This window comes from Flavobacterium sp. AC105 (genome assembly GCF_979258495.1).
The window spans coordinates 2,946,077-2,969,285 of the sequence record NZ_OZ409860.1 but is presented as its reverse complement, the minus strand read 5'-3'; the positions used below and the strand labels follow the sequence as shown (position 1 = coordinate 2,969,285).

Here is a 23,209-nt window from a genome sequence, read left to right as displayed (position 1 = left end):
TGGAATTTTGCCCTCAAATTTATTTCAATGAAATACATCTTCCTTTTTATCACCAGTTTCGTTTTTGCACAGCAAACCCAATTTGTCGATTTTAAATCAGTTACGGGACAACTAAGATTAAACACCAAAGAAAAATCAATTTCAGGTACAGTAGTGTATTCTTTTGATGTTTTAAAATCTTTAGATACAATTAAAATTGATGCTAAAAACATGGAATTTTCGAATGTTATGCTCAATCAAACCACAATTAATTTTATCAATACAAAGAAAGAATTACAAGTCGTTTTTCCTTTCAAAAAAGGGAAAAATATTTTGAGTTTCGAATATACTGCAAAACCCAAACAAGCTTTGTATTTTGTTGATATAGAGAACTCTGATCCACAAATCTGGACACAAGGGCAAGGAAGATATACCAGCAATTGGTTTCCGAGTTTTGATGATGTCAACGAAAAATTAATTTTTAATTTAGACATCGCTGTAGATAATGTCGATACTGTTGTTTCTAATGGCGTTTTGAATTCAAAAAACAAATTATCAGGTGCGACATATTGGAGTTATAAAATGAAAAATCCAATGAGTTCTTATTTATTGATGCTTGCTGTTGGAAAATATGATAAAAAGGAATTCAGTGCAAAATCTAAAATTCCGTTAGAATATTATATCGAAAATAAAGATGCAGATCGTTTTGAGCCAACATATCGTTATTCGAAACGTATTTTCGATTTTCTGGAAGAAGAAATAGGAGTCAAATATCCTTGGGAAATTTACAGGGAAATTCCGGTTCGGGATTTTTTATACGCCGGAATGGAAAACACAACCACAACACTTTTTGCAACGCGTTATGTGGTAGATTCAATAGGTTTTGAAGATCGAAATTACACCAATGTCGATGCTCATGAATTAGCCCACCATTGGTTTGGTGATTTAATAACCGCCGAAAGCAGCACACATCATTGGCTTCAGGAAGGTTTTGCAACGTATTATGCGGCTCTTGCCGAAAGGGAAATTTATGGCGATGATTATTTTTATTCGAAATTATATGAAACCGCACAGCAAATAAAATTTGCTTCCAGAACAGATACAATCCCGGTTTTGAATGCCAAAGCAAGTTCGTTGACTTTTTACGAAAAAGGCGCTTGGGCATTGTTTGTTTTACACGAATCTATTGGTGATAAAGCATTCAAAAAAGCCATTAAAAACTACTTGAAAAAATACGCTTATCAAACTGTAAATACTCAAAATTTCTTTGATGAAATAAAAAAAGTATCCGATTTTGATTTAGTTAAATTTCAGAAAACCTGGCTGGAATCTACCGTATTTGATACAGCAACGGCAAATGAATTATTGAGTAAAAACAAAGCAATTCAGGTTCGTTTAGAAGTTGATAAACTGAAGAAAACGCCTCTTTCAGAAAAACAGGATTTTTTATTGAAAACATTAAATTCGGATGTTTATCATTCGGTAAAAGAAGCGATTGTAGATCAGGTTCAAAATGAAAAATTTGAAGCAAAAAAAGAATTATTAATTGCAGCTTTAAAATCCAGTAATTGGCAGGTTCGCCAAGCTGTAGCAGGAAATTTTGTTCAGATTCCGGAAGATTTCAGAACAGAATATGAAACATTATTAGACGATAAATCATATCAAACACAAGAAATTGCCTTATACAGATTGTGGAAGAATTTTCCGGATCATCGCACCCAATATCTGGATAAATCTAAAAATTGGATTGGTTTTAATGATTATAATCTACGTACTTTATGGCTTTCTTTGGCTTTGTCAACAGCTGATTACGTTGATAATCCAGAAGCTTTAATTTCAGAATTAATTTCTTTTTCTTCAACCAAATATGAAGCAACAACCAGACAAAATGCACTCGAAAAGTTGATTGCCTTTAAAATAATAAACGATGAAGTTTTAACCAATTTGGTGAATGCAACAATGCATCATATGTGGCAATTTTCAAAATTTGGAAGAGATACAATTCGGCTTTTATTAAAAAATCCTGAAATGCGTGCTTCGTTTGAAAGAATTTTGCCTAATTTGACCCCCGATGAACAGTTTCAGTTGAATCGTTTATTAAGAGAATAGAAAATAGAGTAAAGAGAATAGAGTAAAGAGAATAGATTATAGAAGAAAGAAACAAGAAGAAAGAAACAAGATGTACGAAAAAGATTTGACGTTTAGTATGGTCTTTCATCTTGGCTCTAAAATCTTGTTTCTTCCTAAAAAAGCCAAAAACAAAAACCTACAATATATTTATGAGAGCATTGGTTATTTCTGGTGGTGGCAGTAAGGGCGCGTTTGCCGGAGGTGTTGCACAATATTTAATAGAAGAAAAAAATCACGAATACGATTTATTTTTAGGAACCTCTACCGGAAGTTTGCTAATTCCACATTTAGCTTTAGGGCATATTAAAAAAATTCACTCCGTTTATACAAATGTTACCATGGCAAGTATTTTTAATATTTGTCCGTTTGTAGTTAAAAATAAAAACGGAGTTGATATTGTGACTATCAATCACTTTAATGTTATACGTCAGTTTTTTAAAGGAAAAAGAACTTTTGGTGAAAGTAAAGGTCTGAAGAAATATATTCGAAATAATTTTTCGCTTTCCGATTTTAATAAGCTAAAAAAACTGGATAACAACGTTATCATTACGGTAACCAATTTTACTAAAAACGAATCAGAATATAAATCGGTAAAAGATTGCAGTTACGAAGAATTTTGTGATTGGTCCTGGATTTCAAGCAACTATGTTCCGTTTATGAGTTTGGTTGAAAAAGATAATTGCGAATATGGCGATGGCGGATTTTCAAGCTTAGTTCCTATTCGGGAAGCCATCAATCGCGGTGCAACAGAAATTGACGTTATTATTCTGGAAACCGAAGTCAATATGGATAAAATGGTTATTGGCAAAAACCCGTTTTCATTGATGATTGATTTGTTCCGAATTGCTTTGGATCAGGTTGAAAAACACGATATTGCTATAGGGAAACTTATGGCAAATAATAAGAATGTGAAACTTAACTTATATTACACACCTACAAAACTAACTGATAATGCACTTATTTTTAATAAAGAAGTGATGAAAGAATGGTGGAAACAAGGTTTTGAATATGCTCAGAATAAATCTGAGGTTATGAGTGATAATAAATAATAAAATGAGAAAAGTATTAATTATTTTTTCGACAATCTGCGGAATATATATAGTAATTAAATTAGCTTATCCTTTAATTTCTTCAAATTATTATAATTTTATCGAATATTGGAGTACAAAAGATGCAATAGTCTGGAATAAGAATAGGAAAATTAAATGGTCAGACTTTAATTATGATTTTTATGATAGAGATTGCGAGTTTCATGCATTTTTTACATTTAGTACAAGATATAATATTGAACCTCCATATTTGTTTAGATCAAGGACGTTATTTCAAAATGAAAAATCTTATGTGTGTGATACAACAAATAAGGATGTTTTAAGGGCACTTCAAGCGAGATTTGATTTACTTGAAATTTATCGCAGAAGAATGGTTAAAGAAGTTGAGAATACAAGAAAGACAAATAAAAGTTTGTCGATATCTTACTTTGAAAAGATGAATCAAAAATATTATAACCTTTTTGAAAATGAATTTGAAAAGTATTCTATTCGAGAAGATAAAATTAAATCTTTAAAGGAATTAGAGAGTAGAATAAGATTGGAACTTAAATAGCAAAACTGATTTCTATTTTTGGAATAAAATAGAAATCAGTTTTTTAAAGCTTTAAAATTTAGATTTTTACCACAACTCCGAAACTTCATTTTTAATATAAGCCAAAGCCGCATTACTTGGTGATTGTTTTTCTAATAAATCATTCAAAATTACTTCACGTACTTTATCTGCATTATCAACGCGATCGCTCATGGCAGCTTTACGAATAATTTGTATCGTTGAGTTTTTAGCTGTTGTAATGATCGTCCAACATTCATCAGACATGTAAATTTGCTGTGTTAAATTATGTTCAAATTCTTGTTCGATTTGATCAATTAGGAAGTTTTCATAATCGTGTTTTTCATTAGAAATAGGTGCAACTCTAATTAATAATTTTGTCAAATTGATGCGCTCTAAATATAAAGTCATACGCTCGTAAGCCTGTAAACGTATTGGTAACGATTGCTTTTGATATTCTCTGTTCAATAAAAAATTACGTTTTTTGTCATTGTTTTTTATGTGCAATTCAAAAAAACTGTATGCCACAAATCCGGTAACTATGGCTGGTAAAGTATAACTTGCTAATTCTATAATTCTTGTAAAATCCATTTTAGTAATTTTTCAACAAAAATATACTTTTTGATGAGAAAACAATATTAATTTTATTGTATAAATAAAATGGAAACTTACTTTTGTGCACAATCGTTTAAATCGACTGATACACAATAAAAATGGAATCATACATTATAGTTTTGCTTTGTTTGGCTGCTTTTGCAGCAGGATTTATTGATGCAATTGTTGGCGGCGGCGGACTGATTCAAACTCCAATGGGATTGATTTTATTACCAAATCTGCCAGTTTCTACCGTTATTGGGACATTAAAATTACCGGCTTTTACCGGAACTGCTTTTGCGGCATTTCAGTATATGAAAAAAGTCGTGATTCAATGGAGATTATTGTTAATTATGATGTGTTTGGCAGTTCCGTCAGCATTTTTGGGTTCTACTTTATTGACTTATGTAAGCAATGATTTCATGAAACCGCTTTTATTGGTGGTTTTATCTCTTTTGTTGATTTATACTTATGCAAAGAAAAATTTCGGACAGCATGAAGCTAAAGATCATTCGCCAAAAATACAAATTCTTTATGCTGTTATAATTAGCATTATTGTTGGTTTTTATGACGGATTTATTGGTCCGGGAACCGGAAGTTTTTTTGTTCTTGCTTTTATTGCTTTAATGGGTTTTGATTTTTTGCACGCTTCGGCGAATGCTAAAATGGTAAATCTGGCAACAAACTTTGGTTCTATTTGTTTATTCATGCTAAAGGGCAAAATCATCTGGTCAATTGCAATTCCAATGGCGATCAGCAATGGACTCGGCGGATGGCTTGGCGCAAAACTGGCCATAAATAAAGGAAATGGTTTTATTCGGATTTTCTTTTTGGTTGTGGTTGTTGGGACTTTGATTCGATTTGCTTACGATGTGTTTTTTAAATAAGTTACTAAGGTTCTTAGTTTTTTTAACCATATAAGTAATAAAAGATATTATAAGTTGTTGGTTTTAACCAAAGTTTTAGAAATATAAGTAAATATTATAGTTTGAATTTAGCTAAGTTTTAGCAAGAATCTTAGAACCTTAGCAACTTAGTGACTCAGTAGCTTTAAGAACAATTGTTTGAATCTAGCCCACGATAGAGGCGGTATCCTCGTAATGAAATGGAGAGATATAGCCGAAAGCGGGAAACCAGACCTGATAAAATGCCTTTTGCGTGGCTTCAAAAAAAACTTTAGCACTTTAAAAACTTAGTGTCTTAGGAGCTTTTTTCCGCATCTTAGGAACTTTCTTTTTTAATTCTTATTTTTGCATAAAAGGAGAAAATTTTCATGCAAAAATATATTGACCAGCTCAACGAAGCACAACGACAACCCGTTCTGAAAAAAGACGGGCCAATGATTATTATTGCTGGTGCAGGCTCTGGAAAAACACGTGTTTTAACGATTAGAATTGCTTATTTGATGGCGCAGGGTGTTGATGCTTTCAATATTTTGTCGCTTACGTTTACGAATAAAGCTGCTCGTGAAATGAAGCACAGGATTTCGGATATTGTAGGAGCTACAGAAGCGAAAAACTTGTGGATGGGAACTTTTCACTCGATTTTTGCCCGTATTCTTCGTGCGGAATCAGATCATTTGGGATATCCGTCTAATTTTACCATTTACGATTCTCAGGATTCGGCGCGACTGATTTCTTCTATTATTAAGGAAATGCAGCTGGATCGTGATATCTATAAACCAAAACAAATTTTAGGTCGGATTTCGAGTTATAAAAATAGCCTGATTACGGTAAAAGCTTATTTTAATAATCCTGAATTGGTAGAGGCTGATGCAATGGCAAAAAGACCGCGATTGGGAGAAATTTATCAACAATATGTCGAGCGCTGTTTTAAGGCAGGAGCGATGGATTTTGATGATTTATTGTTAAAAACCAATGAGTTATTAACTCGTTTTCCTGAGGTTTTATCCAAATATCAAAATCGTTTTAGATATATTCTGGTTGATGAGTACCAGGATACAAATCACTCTCAGTATTTGATTGTTAGGGCTTTATCAGATAAATTTCAGAATATTTGTGTGGTTGGTGATGATGCGCAGAGTATTTATGCTTTTCGTGGTGCAAATATCAATAATATCCTGAATTTCCAGAAGGATTATGAGGGCGTAATCATGTTCCGTTTAGAGCAAAATTACCGTTCAACGAGAAATATTGTTGAAGCGGCAAATACTGTGATGGAAAATAACAAAACAAAACTGGATAAAGTTGTTTGGACAGCAAATGATTTTGGAGCAAAAATAAAAGTACACCGCAGTTTGACGGATGCCGAAGAAGGACGTTTTGTAGCCAGTACTATTTTTGAACAAAAAATGCAAAACCAATTGCACAATGGTGCGTTTGCGATTTTGTATCGTACTAATGCTCAGTCTCGTGCGATGGAAGATGCGTTGAGAAAGCGTGACATTCCGTATCGAATTTATGGGGGATTATCATTTTACCAACGTAAGGAAATCAAAGATGTTTTGTGTTATTTGCGTTTGGTGATTAACCCGAAAGATGAAGAAGCTTTGGTTCGTGTGATCAATTATCCAGCACGTGGAATTGGAGATACTACTGTTGAAAAACTTACGATTGCTGCCAATCATTACAAACGTTCGATTTGGGAAGTAATGGTAAATATTGATAAGATTGACTTGAAACTGAATTCGGGAACAAAGAACAAAATCAATGATTTTGTGACGATGATTCAGAGTTTTCAGGTGATTGATCAAAATCAGGATGCTTTTTATGTGACAGATTATGTGGCTAAAAAAACCGGGTTGGTTCAGGAATTGAAGAAAGATGCTACGCCGGAAGGAATGGCAAAAATCCAGAATATCGAGGAACTTTTAAATGGTTTAAAAGATTTTACCGATGGTCAGAAAGAAATTGACGGTGCAAGAGGGGCTTTGTCTGAATTTATGGAAGATGTAGCGCTTGCAACGGATTTGGATAAAGATACTTCTGATGAAGATCGTGTGGCGCTGATGACAATTCACCTGGCAAAAGGACTTGAATTTCCTCATGTTTTTGTGGTGGGAATGGAAGAAGATTTGTTTCCGAGTGCAATGAGTATGAGTACCAGAAGTGAATTGGAGGAAGAACGTCGTTTGTTTTATGTCGCTTTAACCCGTGCAGAACATCAGGCGTATTTGACTTATGCACAATCGCGTTACCGTTGGGGAAAATTGACAGATAGCGAACCATCTCGTTTTATTGAAGAAATTGATGGACAATATCTGGAATATCTAACTCCTGCAGAAAGTAATTACCGTTATAAATCACCAATTGATGGAGATATTTTTGGAGATATCGACAAATCGAAATTGCGTTTGGCAAAACCGGTAGGAGGAACTCCACCAAAATATATTACGGATAATGAACCAAAACCTGATTTAAATATTCGTAAATTGAAACCAGTTGCAGGAAATAATCCAAATAGCGCTGCGCCTAATTTATTCGATAGTAAGTTGACAATTGGAAATATTGTCATGCACGAACGTTTTGGAAAAGGTGAAGTAATCAATCTTGAAGGTGTTGGAGCTGATAAAAAAGCCGAGATAAAATTTGAAGTTGGAGGACTTAAAAAGCTATTGCTTCGATTTGCAAAATTGGATGTAGTTGGTTAAGAAAAGAGTATAGAAAATAGATGATAGAAAATAGATTTTTGAAACAGTCAATTTTTTATCACCTGATTTTATTTTCAACTCTCACGATTTTCATGACTTTTCAAGAGAATAAGAATATTTTAATTTAGAATTAAATATATTTTCGATTGAAATGTTGTTGTTTGTTTTAAAAACTTTAAAAGAATTAAAGATTAGTCTTTGTTCTATAATCTAACTTCTTTATTCTATAAAAAATGGCCGAATTCATAAAAATATATCCAGATAAACCCAGTGAAGCTGCAATTGCCAAAGTGGTAAAAGTTTTGCAAAACGGAGGTTTAGTAATTTATCCAACAGATACTGTTTATGGTTTAGGTTGTGATATTACAAATTCACGCGCTTTAGAAAAAATTGCAAAAATAAAAGGAGTTAAACTTGAGAAAGCTAATTTTTCATTTATCTGTCATGATTTAAGCAATCTTTCAGATTATGTACGTCAGATTGATACGGCGACTTTCAAAATACTGAAAAGAGCTTTGCCAGGACCTTATACTTTTATTTTACCGGGAAATAATAATCTTCCAAAAGAATTTAAAAAGAAAACTACAGTCGGAATTCGTGTTCCGGATAATAATATTGTTTTAGAAATTGTTCGTCAGTTAGGAAACCCAATTGTATCAACTTCTATTCGTGACGAAGATGATGTAATTGAATACACAACAGATCCTGAATTGATTTTTGAGAAATGGCAAAACCTTGTAGATCTTGTTATTGACGGTGGTTATGGAGATAATGTAGGTTCGACAATTATAGATTTATCAGAACATGAACCTGTAATTGTGAGAGAAGGAAAAGGAGATATCGGAATTTTGTAAAAAAAAACTTAAATCGTATAAAAGTTAAAAATAAAATAACTAACTTTAGTATTAGTTAAAATTTAGTTAGTTAATTTAAAAATAATGCATTCTTGATTTACATTAATTGGTTATTAAAGAATTAAGAAAACATAAAAGCAGGTCAATTGACCTGCTTTTTTTATTTAATGAAGTATGTAAAAGCTAAAATTATTTAGCCTGTTTTTTCATTTCTTTTTCAATCATATCATAGAATTGATCGATTTTTGGCATAACCACAATACGAGTTCTTCTGTTACGAGCTTTGTTTTCCGGAGTATCATTAGCAACTAATGGTACATAAGAGCTTCTTCCGGCAGCAATTAATTTTGCAGGATTTACACCAAGATCATTTGTTAATACACGAACGATAGAAGTAGAACGTTTAACACTTAAATCCCAGTTGTCTAACAAAACACCATTGCTTTTGTAAGGAACGTCATCTGTGTGACCTTCAACCATACATTCAAAATCAGGTTTGTCGTTTACAACTTTTGCAACTTTAGCCAAAACAGATTTTGCTTTATCACTTACTTCATAGCTACCGCTTTTAAATAATAATTTATCTGCGATAGAAATAAATACAACTCCTTTTTCTACGTTGATTTCGATATCCGGATCATTAATTCCAACTGCTCCTTTTAAACTAGTAACTAACGCTAATGTTACGCTATCCTTTTTAGTTAAAGCATCTTGAAGTCTGGATATTTTTAAATCTTTTTCTTTTAAGCTTTCTAGAGATTTTTCTAGATTTTCAGCACCTTTAGTAGTTAAAACTGTTAAATCTTTAGAACTATTGATTAAGTCTTGATTGTGTGCTTTATAACTTTCAGCAGTAGCTGCTAATCCTGCTTTTTCTTCCAGACAAGAATTTAATTTAACTGTGCAAGAGTTTAATAAATCTTGTGTCTCTTTGTTCTTAGCTTCTAATGCTGCATATTGCTTTTTCGATACACACGATGTTAAAGCCATTAATACTGATAGTGCGATAACTATTTTTCTCATAGGTATTATATTTAATTAAACGTTGATTACAAATTTAGTTTTTAATATTTTGAATACTGTTAAAGATATCTTTAAATACAGTCATTTTCTTTATATAATACAAGTAAACGATACTTTTTACGGTATAGTATTGCTGTATTTGAAAATCTTTTCGTTCTCTTAGATATTTTAAAGATATGCAATAAAATGAAAAATGTGCCTTTAATATTGCAAAAGTATGTTTGAATTTTCCTTGTGTCAAAAATCGGATTCCGGCAATACCGTCCAAAATCATTCGGAAGAATATTACCCAGAACAATCCTTTTTTAGGCAGGTTTTTGACAAGCATTAATAAGGAATTCCTGAAATTCAAAAATGTTTTTTTGGGATTTCCTTGCTGTAAAGTTGCTCCGCCAACATGATAAACAACAGATTGTGAATTGTATTTGATAATATGACCTTCATTTGAAGCCCTCCAGCATAAATCGATTTCTTCCTGGTGCGCAAAAAAAGTTTCATCAAAACCTCCTAATTCATGATAGGCTGCTTTTCTGATAAAAAAACAAGCGCCGGAAGCCCAGAATAATTCGCAATTATCATTGTATTGGCCATTGTCTTTTTCGACAGTATCAAAAATACGGCCGCGGCAATAAGGAAAACCATATTTGTCAATAAAACCACCGGCAGCACCGGCATATTCAAAGTATTCTTTATTTTTAAAATCTAAAATTTTAGGCTGAATTATAGCAGTTTGATTTTCTTTATCAAACATTTCAATAATGGGTTTCAGCCAATTTTCTGTTACTTCAATATCTGAATTTACTAAAGCATAAATTTCAGCATCAACATGTTTTAAAGCATCATTATAACCTTTTGCAAAGCCATAATTACCACTATTTTGTATAATTTTTATTGTAGGGAAATTTTGTTTTACGAAATTTACAGAATCGTCTGTAGAAGCGTTATCAGCTACGTATATTTGTGCATCTTCTGAAAATTGAATAACAGAAGGTAAAAATTGTTCTAACAATTTTACTCCGTTCCAATTTAAAATGACAACAGCTATTTTATCCAAAGGTAATTTTTATTTATAAGTATTATTTATTTGTTATAATCCGGCAAGTCTCGTAAAAACTGGTATTTTTCGTTTTCAAAATCCATTTGGCAATAAAAATGGCTAAGACCATTCGTTACATTCAAAAACCGTGCCTGCATTGTCATATTATAACGGGCAATTTGATCAAAAGTTGCCTGAGAAATTTTTACTTCCGGCGCTTTGCATTCTACCAATATATGTATAGAACCATCAGAATTAAAAACCACAACATCATACCGTTTTCGTAATCCGTTGACCGTTAAAACTTTCTCTACATTTATTAGTGATTTAGGGTATTTTTTTTCATTTATCAGAAAATGAACAACATGTTGGCGAACCCATTCTTCGGGAGTAAGAATGATAAATTTTTTCCTGATTTCATCAAAAATAGACACTTTATTTTCGCTATTTTTGAATCGGAAAGTATAAGTAGGAAAATTTAATTTAAGCATAAGGCAAAAATATAAAAATGGTTTCAGGTTTCAGGTAAAACTTGAAACTTTAAACTAGAAACAAAAGAATTGAATGGATGAAGTTGTAAAAATTGTCAATGATATAAAGGCGGGAAATATAAAACCGATTTATTTTTTAATGGGCGAAGAGCCTTATTATATTGACAAATTATCTGAATATATTGAGCAGAATATCCTTTCCGAAGAAGAAAAAGGATTCAATCAAACGGTATTATATGGCAGGGATGTTTCTGTAGAAGATATTGTTTCAACGGCTAAGCGCTATCCTATGATGGCTGACCGTCAGGTTGTTATTGTAAAAGAAGCACAAGATTTATCCAGAACAATAGATAAAATAGAATCATATGTCAATAATCCGATGGAAACAACGGTTCTTGTTTTTTGTTATAAATACAAAACACTTGATAAACGTAAAAAAGTAACCAAACTATTGGCTCAAAATGGAGTTGTTTACGAAAGCAAAAAACTATACGAAAATCAGGTTGGCGATTGGATAAAACGCGTTCTGGCCGGAAAAAAATACACAATTGACCCAAAAGCAAACGCTATGTTAGTGGAGTTTTTAGGCACAGATTTAAGTAAAATCAATAATGAATTAGAGAAGTTACAGATTATTTTACCGCAAGGAACCGTAATTACACCCCAGCATATTGAAGAAAATATTGGTTTTAGTAAAGATTATAATGTTTTCGAGCTTCGAAAAGCAATCGGAGAACGCAATCAGATAAAAGCCTATAAAATTGCAGAAAATTTTGCACACAATCCTAAAGAATATCCATTAGTAATGACAACAGGATTGGTTTTCGGATTTTTTATTCAGCTTTTAAAGTACCACGGACTTAAAGATAAAAATCCTAAAAATGTGGCAGCTGCAATTGGTGTAAATCCTTATTTTTTAAAAGAATACGATTTGGCAATAAAAAATTACCCAATGCGAAAAGTCAGCCAGATTGTTGGTGCCTTACGCGATGTAGATGTTAAAAGTAAAGGAGTAGGAGCGAATGCATTGCCACAGTCAGATTTGTTAAAAGAAATGCTGTACAAAATATTTAATTAAGCCACGAAAATTCACGATATTTGCACTTCTAAAAATAAATCACATTAAAAAATAATTATTTCAATTATGGGAATGAATAAAAATACCGTTTTAGGATGGGCTACTTTTATAATGATACTTATGGGATTGTTACTTATAGGTCTTGGAGCTTTTAGATACAGCGAAGTATCAGGCTGGGGATTTGTAGCCGTTGGTGTTGGCTTTTTTGCAAATGCCTGGGTTTTTAATGCTTTGAAAGGAAGAGTTTAAATCAAACTAAATTTCAATAAAATAGAATAATAAATATATAAAATATAAAAAATGTCAGACGATAAGAAAGTAATTTTCTCAATGCAGAAATTGAGCAAAACCTATCAGGGAGCAGACAAGCCGGTGCTTAAAAATATTTACTTAAGCTTTTTTTACGGAGCTAAAATTGGTATTTTGGGACTTAATGGTTCTGGAAAATCTTCTCTGTTAAAAATTATTGCAGGTGTAGATAAAAATTATCAGGGTGATGTTGTATTTCAGCCAGGTTACACAGTTGGTTATTTAGAACAAGAGCCTATTCTTGATGATTCTAAAACCGTTATCGAAATTGTTCGCGAAGGAGCTGCAGAAACTATGGCTGTTCTGGAAGAATACAACCAAATTAATGATTTATTTGGTCTTGAAGAGAACTATTCAGATCCTGATAAAATGGATAAGTTGATGGATCGTCAGGCCGCTTTACAAGACAAAATTGATGCTCTTGGCGCTTGGGAAATCGATACCAAACTAGAAATTGCAATGGATGCATTGCGTACGCCGGAAGGTGATACGCCTATAAAAAACCTTTCAGGAGGAGAGCGTCGTCGTGTAGCTTTATGCCGTTTGTTATTGCAACAGCCTGATGTACTGTTACTTGATGAGCCTACCAACCACTTAGATGCTGAATCTGTACTTTGGTTAGAGCAGCATTTAGCACAATATGCAGGAACTGTAATTGCGGTAACGCACGATAGATATTTCCTTGATAATGTAGCAGGTTGGATTCTTGAGTTAGATAGAGGAGAAGGAATTCCTTGGAAAGGAAATTATTCTTCTTGGTTAGACCAAAAATCAAGCCGTATGGCACAAGAAGAAAAAGTAGCATCTAAACGTAGAAAAACTTTAGAGCGTGAGCTTGACTGGGTTCGTCAGGGAGCAAAAGGCCGTCAGACTAAACAAAAAGCACGTTTACAGAATTACGACAAATTATTGAACGAAGACCAAAAACAACTGGATGAAAACTTGGAAATCTATATTCCGAACGGTCCACGTTTAGGAACGAATGTTATTGAAGCTAAAAATGTAGCAAAAGCTTTTGGAGATAAATTATTGTATGATAATTTAAATTTCACTTTGCCGCAAGCCGGAATTGTTGGAATTATTGGGCCAAATGGTGCTGGTAAATCGACCATTTTTAAAATGATTATGGGCGAACAAGCGACAGATAGTGGAGAATTTTCTGTTGGAGAAACTGTAAAAATTGCTTACGTAGATCAATCTCACTCTAATATTGATCCGAATAAATCGATTTGGGAAAACTTCGCAGATGGTCAGGAATTAATTATGATGGGCGGAAAGCAAGTAAATTCAAGAGCCTATTTATCTCGTTTCAATTTTGGTGGAGGAGAGCAAAATAAAAAAGTATCCATGTTATCTGGGGGTGAGCGTAACCGTTTGCACCTTGCAATGACATTAAAAGAAGAAGGAAACGTACTTTTACTGGATGAGCCTACGAATGATTTAGATGTAAACACACTTCGTGCACTTGAAGAAGGTTTGGAGAATTTTGCAGGTTGTGCCGTTATTATTTCGCACGACAGATGGTTCTTAGATAGAATCTGTACGCACATTCTGGCTTTCGAAGGAGATTCTGAAGTTTACTATTTCGAAGGAGGTTTCTCTGAATATGAAGAAAATAAAAAGAAACGTTTAGGTGGTGATTTAACTCCAAAACGTTTGAAATACAGAAAGTTGATTAGATAGTTTTTAATAAACTTCTCCCGAAGCCTCGGGATAAAAATCCCAATTCCAACTTAAAAACTGGAGTTTGGGATTTTTTATGTTTTTAAGACAAAGTTTTGTCATTTCGCAGAACGAGAAATCTCCGCAAGTAGCTCGACAATTAAATTAAAATATTTTAGAATTTTCAATTGGAATTTTTAGGAGCTATTTCCTGCTATCCACTTGTATCTTTTATTTTTCTAAAGAAAAAAAATAAAAGGATAACGCTTCTATCAGGGCTAGGGCAGTAGGTTTCATAATAAATTTAGTTTTTCTATAATCTTGTCAGACTGAGCGAAGTCGAAGTCCCGCAAAGAAATAAATAAAGTATATTATAGAACTACTTGCGAAGATCTCTCCTCCGTCGAAATGACAATATTGGGCAAAAGTTGGAATTTGGAATTTTTTAAAAATTGGAATTTAAAGAAACTTCGCCTTCAATTCCGGAGTAGGAATCATACAGCTTTCTTTTTTGCCGTACCATTTGTAACGGTTTTTAGCAATATAATCGTAAACAAAATTTCGTAGTTTTTCCGGGAATATTTTTAAAACAGAAATCAAATTATAAATTCCGCCAAGTTCTTCAGCGATCTCAATAGCGGCAGTAGATTTATAATAATAAGCAACGCCAGGATTGTATAAAATAATACTGTCAATTTTAGTTTGGTCAACACCTATATATTTGCAAATCTCAATTCCCAATTCTGATTGCAAAGCTACAAAACGGAAAATGTCTTTTTTATCGTGTTTGATAACAAACTGGACTGCGTTGTTACATAAATTGCAAACACCATCGAAGAGGATTATTTTTTTGTCTTGTGGAAGGTTCGGCATTTTGTGTGTTTTACTAAAAGCTTTGTCAAAGTTTTAAACTTTGACAAAGCTAACCTCTAGTTATTATTAGATCATTGATTAAACTTATGAAAACAGATATTTTAATAAATTTTATAAATCAAAACCAGCTTTCATAAACTATTCATAAATAATTTTCTTGAAAATTTCATCTTCCTAATCGTATTCTTGAAAATCATTCCTTAAATCGCTTTATTTCAATTTTTAAATTATTTTTACATTTTTAATGACAGAAACTGCGACAGAAAACTGAAAACTTACTTTTTCCCAGCCTCAACAAATTCCAATTCATCTAGACTTACTTTAGAGGTAAAAATCCCATAATTTACTGTTGCTTTATTTTTTTCGATTGAATCGATACTTCCAACAGATCTTCCGTCGAGCATTCTTACTCTGTCACCAACTTTTAAAACTGGTTTGGGTTTCTCGATAACGGGTTTCAGTTTCTTCTCTTTTTTCTCTTTTCTAATTTCTTCAACCTGAACGGTGACTTCGGCAATAACCTCTTTTTTCTTTTCGATTATAGCTTTGGTTTCTTTTGGAGTTGCTTTTTTACGTTTTGAATTTTCAATTTCTATAATTTTCAAAAATTCTCCAATCAATTCTTTTTTGTTTTTATTGTTGAAATATTTCTCCGAGATATCTTCGATTTTCTGTCCAATGTAAATCGTTTTTTGATTGCTATCATATAATTCCTGATAGCTTTCTAATTTCTGTTTGATTTTTACATTGATGTTTTCCATCTTTTTGCTTTCTTCACGAGCCCGGGTTTCTTCTTCTTTCAAATTAATAGAAGTTTTTTCCAATTTTGAACGCTCTTTTTGAAGTGTTGCAATCGTTTTATCAAAACGAACTTTTCCAACTTCGATTTTCTTTTTCGCACGATTAATTAATCCAAACGGAATTCCGTTTTTCAAGGCGACTTCAAAAGTAAACGAACTTCCGGCCTGACCTAAAGCCAGTTTGTACATGGGTTCTAATGATTTTTCATCAAACATCATATTCGCATTTGTTGCAAAAGGCAATTCGTTTGCGAGAATTTTCAAATTTGAATAATGGGTTGTAATAATTCCGAAAGCTTCACGATGGTAAAATTCTTCCAGAAAAATTTCTGCCAAAGCGCCACCCAATTCCGGATCAGAACCTGTACCGAATTCGTCAATTAAAAACATGGTTTTCTTGTTGCATTTCTTCAAGAAATAATTCATGTTTTTTAATCGGTAACTATAAGTACTTAAATGATTTTCAATAGATTGATTGTCTCCAATATCCGTTAAAATTCTATCAAACAAGAAAGTTTCGCTGCGTTCATGAACCGGAATCAACATTCCTGATTGTAACATTAATTGCAATAAACCAACTGTTTTAAGCGAAATTGTTTTTCCTCCCGCGTTTGGTCCTGAAATGACAATAATTCGGTTATCTTGTTTTAATTCAATAGTTTGCGGATGCGTAACCTCGTTTTTTTGCTTGTTATTCAAATACAAAATAGGATGATAAGCTTCTCTAAAAAACAATCTTCTTTCTTCTGTAATCGTTGGTAATATTCCGTTGATTCTATTGGCGTATTTTGCTTTTCCGGCCACAACGTCAATATCACTCAAAAACTCCTGATATTCAATTAGTAATGGTAAATAAGGACGAATCTGATTTGATAATTGTTTTAGAATTCTGGTGATTTCTTCTTTTTCTTCGTATTCAAGATTGGCTAGTTCTCTTGAATATTGCAACGTTGCTTCTGGTTCGATATAAGCAATACTTCCGGTTTTAGAACTTCCTAAAATAGAACCTTTTACTTTACGGCGATACATTGCTAAAACCGCTAAAACTCTACGGTTTTGCACAAAACTTTCCTTAATATCGTCAAGATATCCAAGGCTATTGTTGTGAGAAAGTGCAACTCCAAAACTTTGGTTTACTTTACCGCGAACAATATTCATATTTTGGCGAATGCTTAATAAAGCAGGCGAAGCGTTGTCTTTGATTTCGCCATATTTATCTACAATTGCATCAATTAGCGTAACAATATCTTTGGTGTATTCAACTCTTGAGGCTCTTGCATTTAGGTTTGGATAATAATCATCAAATTTTTTAAGGAAATTCAATAAGAAATTCGAAGTTGACGAAAGTGTTGCAATTTTTCTAAAACTGCCTACTTCCAGAAAACTATCTTCGATGGCTAAAAACTTAATTTCGTGCGTTATGGCGTCAAATCCGTGATTCGGAATGGCGTTGTTATTTTGAAAAGACGAAACATATTCTGATGTCTGCATCAAAGCCTGCATCAAAGTTTCTTTATCTCTAAATGGTGTTATTTGTAAAGCTTTTTCTTTTCCAATATCTGTATTACAGCCGGCTGAAATGGTTTCGAGCACTGTTGGAAATTGTAAATCTTGTAATGTTTTTTCGGTAATACTAATCATTTAATTCCTTTAATAAAGTACGTACAAAAGTACGAAAATAGTGTGATTGAATTCTACAAAGTTTTTGTCTAAATTTTGTGACTTTGTAAATATGATTTTACTTAAAAATTTCTGAAATTCGCAATAAAAAATTATGGACGTAAAAATGCATTCTTCCTGGAAACCAGTTTTAAATGAAGAATTTGAAAAATCCTATTTCAAAGAATTAATTGCTTTTGTAAAATCTGAATATGCTACAAAAATTTGTTATCCAAAAGGAAATCAAATTTTTTCAGCTTTTGACCATTGTCATTTTGATCAGGTAAAAGTTGTTATCATTGGTCAGGATCCTTATCACGGTCCTAATCAGGCAAATGGATTGTGTTTTTCTGTTAATGACGGAATTCCTTTTCCTCCATCTCTTCAAAATATTTTCAAAGAAATTGAAACTGATTTAAATAAACCAATGCCTAAAACCGGTAATCTGGAACGTTGGGCAGATCAGGGTGTTTTTCTTTTAAACGCTACGTTAACAGTTCGCCAATCTGAAGCTGGAAGTCATCAGGGAAAAGGTTGGGAAAAATTTACAGATGCTGTAATTAAACAAATTTCTGCTGAAAAAGAAAATGTTGTGTTTTTGCTTTGGGGAGGTTTTGCCCAAAAGAAAGCAGCTTTGATAGACGCTTCCAAACATCATATTTTAAAATCCGGACATCCTTCGCCTTTAAGCGCTAATAGAGGATTTTGGTTTGGCAACAAACATTTTAGTCTGACAAATGCCTTTTTGAAATCAAAAGGGATGAAAGAGATTGAGTGGTAAATTTAAACACTAATTACACACAGATTTACACTAATTTCAAATCTTGATATTTTTCATCTCGATTTTTCATAATCTTGTCATTTCGAGGAACGAGAAATCACACTAGTAATTCCGTACAGAACATTGCTAATCTTTGTCGGGTTTCGAGTGTGATTTCTCGTTCCTCGAAATGACAAAAAAACTCAATTGATCTAGAGTTTGTGGACTATTTTTCTACAGGTTTTTTTATAATCTCGTCTAAAATTGCTTTATCTTCAAAATTGATTACTTTTAAAATAATCTCTTGATTCTTAGCTGTTTTTCCTTCAATTATATACAATTTTCCTTTTTTGAAAGGAACATTACTTTGGTCAAAATCAACATCTCCATAAGTCAAAGTGCTTTTTACATCAGCCGTATCAACCCATTTTTCGTTTAAAGTCTGAATTGCTTTTTCAGAATATTGAAATGGTTTTGTTCTAAGATTATTCAAAACTCTGGCGTTCGGAAAATAGTTGCAACGGGTATCTTTTCCACTGAAAACAAGGGCTACAAAAAAGCATCCCATAACTAATCCAATCAAATAATAAGCAAAACGATGTACGAACTTCATGAAATAAATTTTTTGCAAAGGTACATTAAAGTTCCTTTAAAATACAAGTAAATTAATATCGTTATCCGGCAAATCGAACCATTCGCCAATAGCTTTATTTGTTAGGATTCCGTGGTATAAATAAATTCCGTTTTTAAGTCCTTTATTACATCTTATCGCACTTTCTAAACCACCGTCTTCCGCTATTTGAAGTAAGTATGGAGTTAATATATTACTAATTGATAATGAGGCAGTTTTGGAATATCTTGACGGAATATTAGGTACACAATAATGCAAGACATTACTTTTTATAAACGTAGGTTTTTCGTGAGTTGTAACTTCTGAAGTTTCAAAACAACCTCCGGTATCAATACTGACATCAACAATAACAGCGCCTTTTTTCATGTGTTCAACCATCGTTTCCGTAACGATAATCGGGCAGCGTTCTTTTCCTCGCATGGCGCCAATTGCAACATCACAACGTCTTAAAGCTTTTAATAATGCTTTTTGCTGTACTGTAGATGTAAAAATTCTTTGGTTTAAATTGTTTTGTAAACGGCGTAATTTGGTAATCGAATTATCAAAAACTTTTACGTTTGCGCCTAAACCAATTGCGGTTTTTGCGGCAAATTCGCCAACTGTTCCAGCGCCTAAAATCACAACTTCAGTAGGAGGGACGCCGGTAATATTCCCGAATAAAAGCCCTTTCCCAAATTCATCTGTAATCATTAATTCGGCTGCAATTAATATTGAAGCTGTTCCGGCAATTTCACTTAACGATTTTACAGCAGGATAAGATCCGTCTTCGTCTTTGATATATTCAAAAGCAAGAGCTGTTATCTTTTTTTGCGCTAAAGCTTCAAAATAAGTTTTCTTTTTTGTTTTTAATTGTATGGCCGAAATGATGATGGTTTCAGGATTAATCATCTCAATTTCAGCTAATGTTGGCGGTTCAACTTTAAGCAGCATCGGACAGCCAAATACTTTTTTAGTATCGTTTGTAACTTCTGCTCCGGCATCAGAATATTCTTTATCTGAATAACTTGAACTTTCTCCGGCTCCAGCTTCAATCATAACCCTGTGTCCTTCGTAGGTTAAGGAGTTTACTGCGTCCGGAGTCAGGCAAATACGACGTTCCTGGTAACTGGTTTCTTTCGGAATTCCTATGAAAAGTTCTCTTTTGAATCGACCAATTTCAAGTTTTTCTTCTTGTGGCAACAATTGTTGTTTCGTAAATGGAGTTAAGGTTATTGACATGGGTTCTGCAAAAAATTAAGAGTACAAATTACGTAAAAAGTTTTAAAATCAATGTAAAAATTCTGCTAATACTACTTTAATATTAGATCATTATTTTTTCCATTTTAATGTCGGCTCTTTCGTAGCTCACATCTCCTAATGGAACTTCAACAAAACCAAATTTTTCATATAAATGAAGTGCCGGCAATAAAATTCTGTTTGAGTATAAAATTAGTTTTCGGATATTATTTTCTTCGGCTACAGCCATACAATGAATTAATAATTTATTTCCGATTCCAAGACCTTGTGCTTTATCTGAAACGGCCATTTTACTCAATTCATAAGTAGTATCATCAATTTTCATTAAAGAAATGGTTTCCAGGATTTCATCGTTATATTTAGCGTAAAATATCAGTCCGCCTTTATCAATAATTTCTTCTTGCGGATTCGAAAGTACCAATTCATCTTTTTCCTCAATTTTGAAATATTTTTGAAGCCATTCTATATTTAAGGTTTTTATTGGTTCTTTTAGATCGGGTGAAAATGGGATTATTTCTACTGTATTTTGAAGGTTCATATATATGTCGTTTCGCAGAGATTCGCTAAGTTTTCGAAGATTCACAAAGCTTTTTAAAATTTATTTGTGTTTCTCTGTGTAATTTTCGTGAATCTAGGTGGAATATTTATTCTAATTTTAAACTTCGTTTTCCATCAGCCAATAACTCAATTGTAACTAGAGAATGTTCTTTGGGAATTAAACTGGCAATTTTTTCAGACCATTCAATAAAACACCAGTTTCCGGAATACAAATAATCATCAACGCCCATATCAAGCGCTTCGGTTTCTTTGTTTAATCTGTAAAAATCAAAATGATAAACGATTTGATTGTTAGAAGTGTAGTATTCGTTAACTAAAGAAAATGTTGGACTGCTGGTTGCATCTTCAACTCCTAAACTTTTACATAATTGTTTGATTAAAGTAGTTTTTCCAACACCCATTTCTCCGTTAAAAAGAATTATTTTCTTTGGGTTTTGAGCTAAAATTTGCTCTGTTACTTCTTTGATTTGATCTAATGAAAAAACGATATTCATTGTTTATTAATTTATTAAATAGTCTCAGTCGCAGTTTTCAGTCTCAGTTAAAACTGAAAACTGCGACTGAAAACTTTCTTATTTCGGGTTAAATACCAAAAACGGAATAATCATTTCTTCAAGCGAAATTCCACCATGTTGATATGTGTTTTTGTAATAACTTACATAATGATTGTAGTTGTTTACGTAGGCCAAAAAAAAATCATTTTTGGCAAAAATAAACGAACTGCTCATATTTATTGCAGGCAAACCAATGTCTTTTGGCTCTTTTACAACATATACGTCCTTATATTCGTACGTTAAACTACGGCCTGTTTTATAACGCAAATTTAGACTTGTATTTTTATCTCCAACTACTTTTGACGGATTTTTTACATTAATTGTTCCGTGATCTGTGGTCAGGATTAATTTGAAACCTAATAATTGCGCTTGTTGAATAATCTCTAAAAGCGGAGAATTTTTAAACCAGCTTAAAGTTAGGGAACGATACGCTTTATCGTCAGAAGCAAGTTCTTTTACGACTTCCATTTCGGTTTTTGCGTGCGATAACATGTCGACAAAATTGTAAACAATAGTCACTAAATCATTGCCTTTTAAAGCTTTGAAGTTTTCTGCTAGTTTTTTACCGCCGGCATAATTAGTTATTTTGAAATAATCTTCCTTAAGATTTAATCCTAAACGTTTCAGTTGAGCAGAAAGAAACTCGGCTTCATAAAGGTTTTTCCCGCCGTCTTCGACATCATTTTTCCAATATTGCGGAAATTGTTTTTCCATTTCTATAGGCAGTAAACCGGAGAAAATTGCATTTCTGGCGTATTGTGTCGCTGTTGGAAGAATCGAGAAATAAGGAACTTCTTTTTCTAATTTATAATAGTTAGAAACCACTGTTTCAAAGGATTTCCATTGATCGTAACGTAAATTATCAATTACAACAAACAAAATAGGCTTGTCTTTCTTTTTGATTTCCGGAAGGACTAATTCCTTAAATAAATTATGGGACTGAATAGGTTTATCTGCTTTTGGTGCAAACCAGTCTTCGTAATTTCTTTCTATATATTTTCCGAATTGCGAATTCGCTTCAACCTTTTGAGATTCAAGGATTTCTATCATTCCCTGATCGTTGATGTTTTCAAGTTCGAGTTCCCAGAAAATCAATTTTTTATACAATTCAACCCAATCTTCAAATGAATTAACCATCGCTAATTCCATTGAAATTTTTCTGAATTCCTTTTGGTAATCTAAAGTTGTTTTTTCGGAAATTAATCTGGAATGATCCAGATTTTTCTTCAAACTCAATAAAATCTGATTAGGATTTACTGGTTTTATCAAATAATCAGCAATTTTAGATCCAATGGCTTCTTCCATTATATATTCTTCTTCACTTTTGGTGATCATAATCATCGGAATGGCTGATTTTTTTTCTTTCATTTCCGAAAGTGTTTCCAAACCGCTCATTCCGGGCATGTTTTCATCTAAAAAAACAATATCAAAATTGTCTTCTTCAAATAATGAAATAGCGTCCAGACCGTTATTACAAGTAGTTACAGCGTAATTTTTTTTCTCGAGAAATAATATATGTGGCTTTAAAAGATCGATTTCATCGTCGACCCAAAGTATTTTTATCTTGTCCATAAAAGAATTTAATTTTGATGCAATTTAATGGTATAGAACTTAAAAAGTATTAAAAATAGTATAAATTTAATAATAAAGAAAGTAGTTTTTGTCTGGAAATTGGCTTTTTTTATATTAAATATGAAGTTTTTAATGAAAATTAATTTCTTAACTTTTAAATAAAAAACACCAAGCGGTTTATAGTTAATTACTTATATTTGT

General features: G+C 32.6%; 21 protein-coding genes. 10 read left to right on the top strand and 11 right to left on the bottom strand.

Annotated elements, in window-relative coordinates; genetic code table 11:
- Positions 1-27 precede the first annotated feature (27 nt).
- The 3 genes from ACZ0AH_RS12390 to ACZ0AH_RS12380 all read left to right on the top strand — a co-directional run bounded on the left by ACZ0AH_RS12390 (position 28) and on the right by ACZ0AH_RS12380 (position 3,711).
- Positions 28-2,088, top strand: a complete 2,061-nt coding sequence (locus tag ACZ0AH_RS12390; RefSeq protein ID WP_463476104.1) for a M1 family metallopeptidase — start codon at positions 28-30, stop codon at positions 2,086-2,088.
- A gap of 170 nt (positions 2,089-2,258) precedes the next feature.
- The gene (locus ACZ0AH_RS12385) at positions 2,259-3,158 is read left to right on the top strand and encodes a patatin-like phospholipase family protein (RefSeq protein ID WP_463476103.1); all 900 of its coding nucleotides are present in this window, start codon (positions 2,259-2,261) and stop codon (positions 3,156-3,158) included.
- A 4-nt stretch (positions 3,159-3,162) separates the two neighbouring features.
- Positions 3,163-3,711: a hypothetical protein gene (locus tag ACZ0AH_RS12380; protein ID WP_463476102.1), complete on the top strand. Its 549-nt coding sequence runs from the start codon at positions 3,163-3,165 to the stop codon at positions 3,709-3,711.
- A 66-nt stretch (positions 3,712-3,777) separates the two neighbouring features.
- Here ACZ0AH_RS12380 and ACZ0AH_RS12375 read toward each other — a convergent pair whose 3' ends face one another.
- A complete protein-coding gene (locus ACZ0AH_RS12375) occupies positions 3,778-4,299 on the bottom strand; it encodes a DUF7935 family protein (protein WP_463476101.1) in 522 nt (173 codons plus the stop codon).
- 122 nt (positions 4,300-4,421) lie between these two features.
- Here ACZ0AH_RS12375 and ACZ0AH_RS12370 point away from each other — a divergent pair, with 122 nt between their 5' ends.
- The 3 genes from ACZ0AH_RS12370 (at position 4,422) to ACZ0AH_RS12360 (ending at position 8,766) form a co-directional block, all read left to right on the top strand.
- On the top strand, positions 4,422-5,189 hold the full coding sequence (locus ACZ0AH_RS12370) for a sulfite exporter TauE/SafE family protein (RefSeq protein ID WP_463476100.1): 768 nt from the start codon (positions 4,422-4,424) through the stop codon (positions 5,187-5,189).
- A gap of 386 nt (positions 5,190-5,575) precedes the next feature.
- Positions 5,576-7,912, top strand: a complete 2,337-nt coding sequence (locus ACZ0AH_RS12365; RefSeq protein WP_463476099.1) for an ATP-dependent helicase — start codon at positions 5,576-5,578, stop codon at positions 7,910-7,912.
- Positions 7,913-8,145: 233 nt separating this feature from the next.
- Positions 8,146-8,766 carry an L-threonylcarbamoyladenylate synthase gene (locus ACZ0AH_RS12360; RefSeq protein ID WP_463476098.1) on the top strand — a complete coding sequence of 207 codons (621 nt, stop codon included), beginning with the start codon at positions 8,146-8,148 and terminating at the stop codon, positions 8,764-8,766.
- A 189-nt stretch (positions 8,767-8,955) separates the two neighbouring features.
- Here ACZ0AH_RS12360 and ACZ0AH_RS12355 read toward each other — a convergent pair whose 3' ends face one another.
- The 3 genes from ACZ0AH_RS12355 to ACZ0AH_RS12345 are packed head-to-tail and all read right to left on the bottom strand — an operon-like array spanning position 8,956 to position 11,316.
- Positions 8,956-9,789 (bottom strand): OmpA/MotB family protein, encoded by an 834-nt coding sequence (locus tag ACZ0AH_RS12355; RefSeq protein WP_463476097.1) that lies wholly within the window; start codon positions 9,787-9,789, stop codon positions 8,956-8,958.
- Positions 9,790-9,823: 34 nt separating this feature from the next.
- Entirely contained in the window at positions 9,824-10,843 is a 1,020-nt protein-coding gene (locus tag ACZ0AH_RS12350) for a glycosyltransferase family 2 protein (protein ID WP_463476096.1), read from the bottom strand.
- Between the two features lie 26 nt (positions 10,844-10,869).
- Positions 10,870-11,316: a type I restriction enzyme HsdR N-terminal domain-containing protein gene (locus tag ACZ0AH_RS12345; RefSeq protein WP_463476095.1), complete on the bottom strand. Its 447-nt coding sequence runs from the start codon at positions 11,314-11,316 to the stop codon at positions 10,870-10,872.
- 73 nt (positions 11,317-11,389) lie between these two features.
- Between ACZ0AH_RS12345 and holA the strand changes: the two genes are divergently transcribed.
- The 3 genes from holA to ettA all read left to right on the top strand — a co-directional run bounded on the left by holA (position 11,390) and on the right by ettA (position 14,386).
- Positions 11,390-12,394: a DNA polymerase III subunit delta gene (gene holA, locus ACZ0AH_RS12340; RefSeq protein WP_463476094.1), complete on the top strand. Its 1,005-nt coding sequence runs from the start codon at positions 11,390-11,392 to the stop codon at positions 12,392-12,394.
- Between the two features lie 72 nt (positions 12,395-12,466).
- The gene (locus ACZ0AH_RS12335) at positions 12,467-12,643 is read left to right on the top strand and encodes a CAL67264 family membrane protein (protein WP_089069631.1); all 177 of its coding nucleotides are present in this window, start codon (positions 12,467-12,469) and stop codon (positions 12,641-12,643) included.
- A 51-nt stretch (positions 12,644-12,694) separates the two neighbouring features.
- Entirely contained in the window at positions 12,695-14,386 is a 1,692-nt protein-coding gene (gene ettA, locus ACZ0AH_RS12330) for an energy-dependent translational throttle protein EttA (protein ID WP_026985169.1), read from the top strand.
- 438 nt (positions 14,387-14,824) lie between these two features.
- Here the strand turns inward: ettA and ACZ0AH_RS12325 are convergent, their stop codons facing one another.
- Positions 14,825-15,238 carry a thiol-disulfide oxidoreductase DCC family protein gene (locus ACZ0AH_RS12325; protein WP_463476093.1) on the bottom strand — a complete coding sequence of 138 codons (414 nt, stop codon included), beginning with the start codon at positions 15,236-15,238 and terminating at the stop codon, positions 14,825-14,827.
- A gap of 275 nt (positions 15,239-15,513) precedes the next feature.
- Positions 15,514-17,679: an endonuclease MutS2 gene (locus ACZ0AH_RS12320; protein ID WP_463476092.1), complete on the bottom strand. Its 2,166-nt coding sequence runs from the start codon at positions 17,677-17,679 to the stop codon at positions 15,514-15,516.
- A 133-nt stretch (positions 17,680-17,812) separates the two neighbouring features.
- Between ACZ0AH_RS12320 and ACZ0AH_RS12315 the strand changes: the two genes are divergently transcribed.
- On the top strand, positions 17,813-18,478 hold the full coding sequence (locus ACZ0AH_RS12315; RefSeq protein WP_463476091.1) for a uracil-DNA glycosylase: 666 nt from the start codon (positions 17,813-17,815) through the stop codon (positions 18,476-18,478).
- Between the two features lie 205 nt (positions 18,479-18,683).
- Here the strand turns inward: ACZ0AH_RS12315 and ACZ0AH_RS12310 are convergent, their stop codons facing one another.
- The 5 genes from ACZ0AH_RS12310 to porX form a co-directional block, all read right to left on the bottom strand.
- The gene (locus tag ACZ0AH_RS12310) at positions 18,684-19,070 is read right to left on the bottom strand and encodes a DUF4258 domain-containing protein (RefSeq protein ID WP_463476090.1); all 387 of its coding nucleotides are present in this window, start codon (positions 19,068-19,070) and stop codon (positions 18,684-18,686) included.
- 36 nt (positions 19,071-19,106) lie between these two features.
- The gene (locus tag ACZ0AH_RS12305) at positions 19,107-20,306 is read right to left on the bottom strand and encodes an alanine dehydrogenase (protein ID WP_463476089.1); all 1,200 of its coding nucleotides are present in this window, start codon (positions 20,304-20,306) and stop codon (positions 19,107-19,109) included.
- A gap of 82 nt (positions 20,307-20,388) precedes the next feature.
- Positions 20,389-20,862, bottom strand: coding sequence for a GNAT family N-acetyltransferase (locus tag ACZ0AH_RS12300; protein ID WP_463476088.1), 474 nt, complete (start codon positions 20,860-20,862; stop codon positions 20,389-20,391).
- Positions 20,863-20,968: 106 nt separating this feature from the next.
- Positions 20,969-21,376 (bottom strand): tRNA (adenosine(37)-N6)-threonylcarbamoyltransferase complex ATPase subunit type 1 TsaE, encoded by a 408-nt coding sequence (gene tsaE, locus ACZ0AH_RS12295; protein ID WP_463476087.1) that lies wholly within the window; start codon positions 21,374-21,376, stop codon positions 20,969-20,971.
- A gap of 78 nt (positions 21,377-21,454) precedes the next feature.
- A complete protein-coding gene (gene porX / locus ACZ0AH_RS12290) occupies positions 21,455-23,008 on the bottom strand; it encodes a T9SS response regulator signal transducer PorX (RefSeq protein WP_463476086.1) in 1,554 nt (517 codons plus the stop codon).
- Between the last annotated feature and the right edge of the window lie 201 nt (positions 23,009-23,209).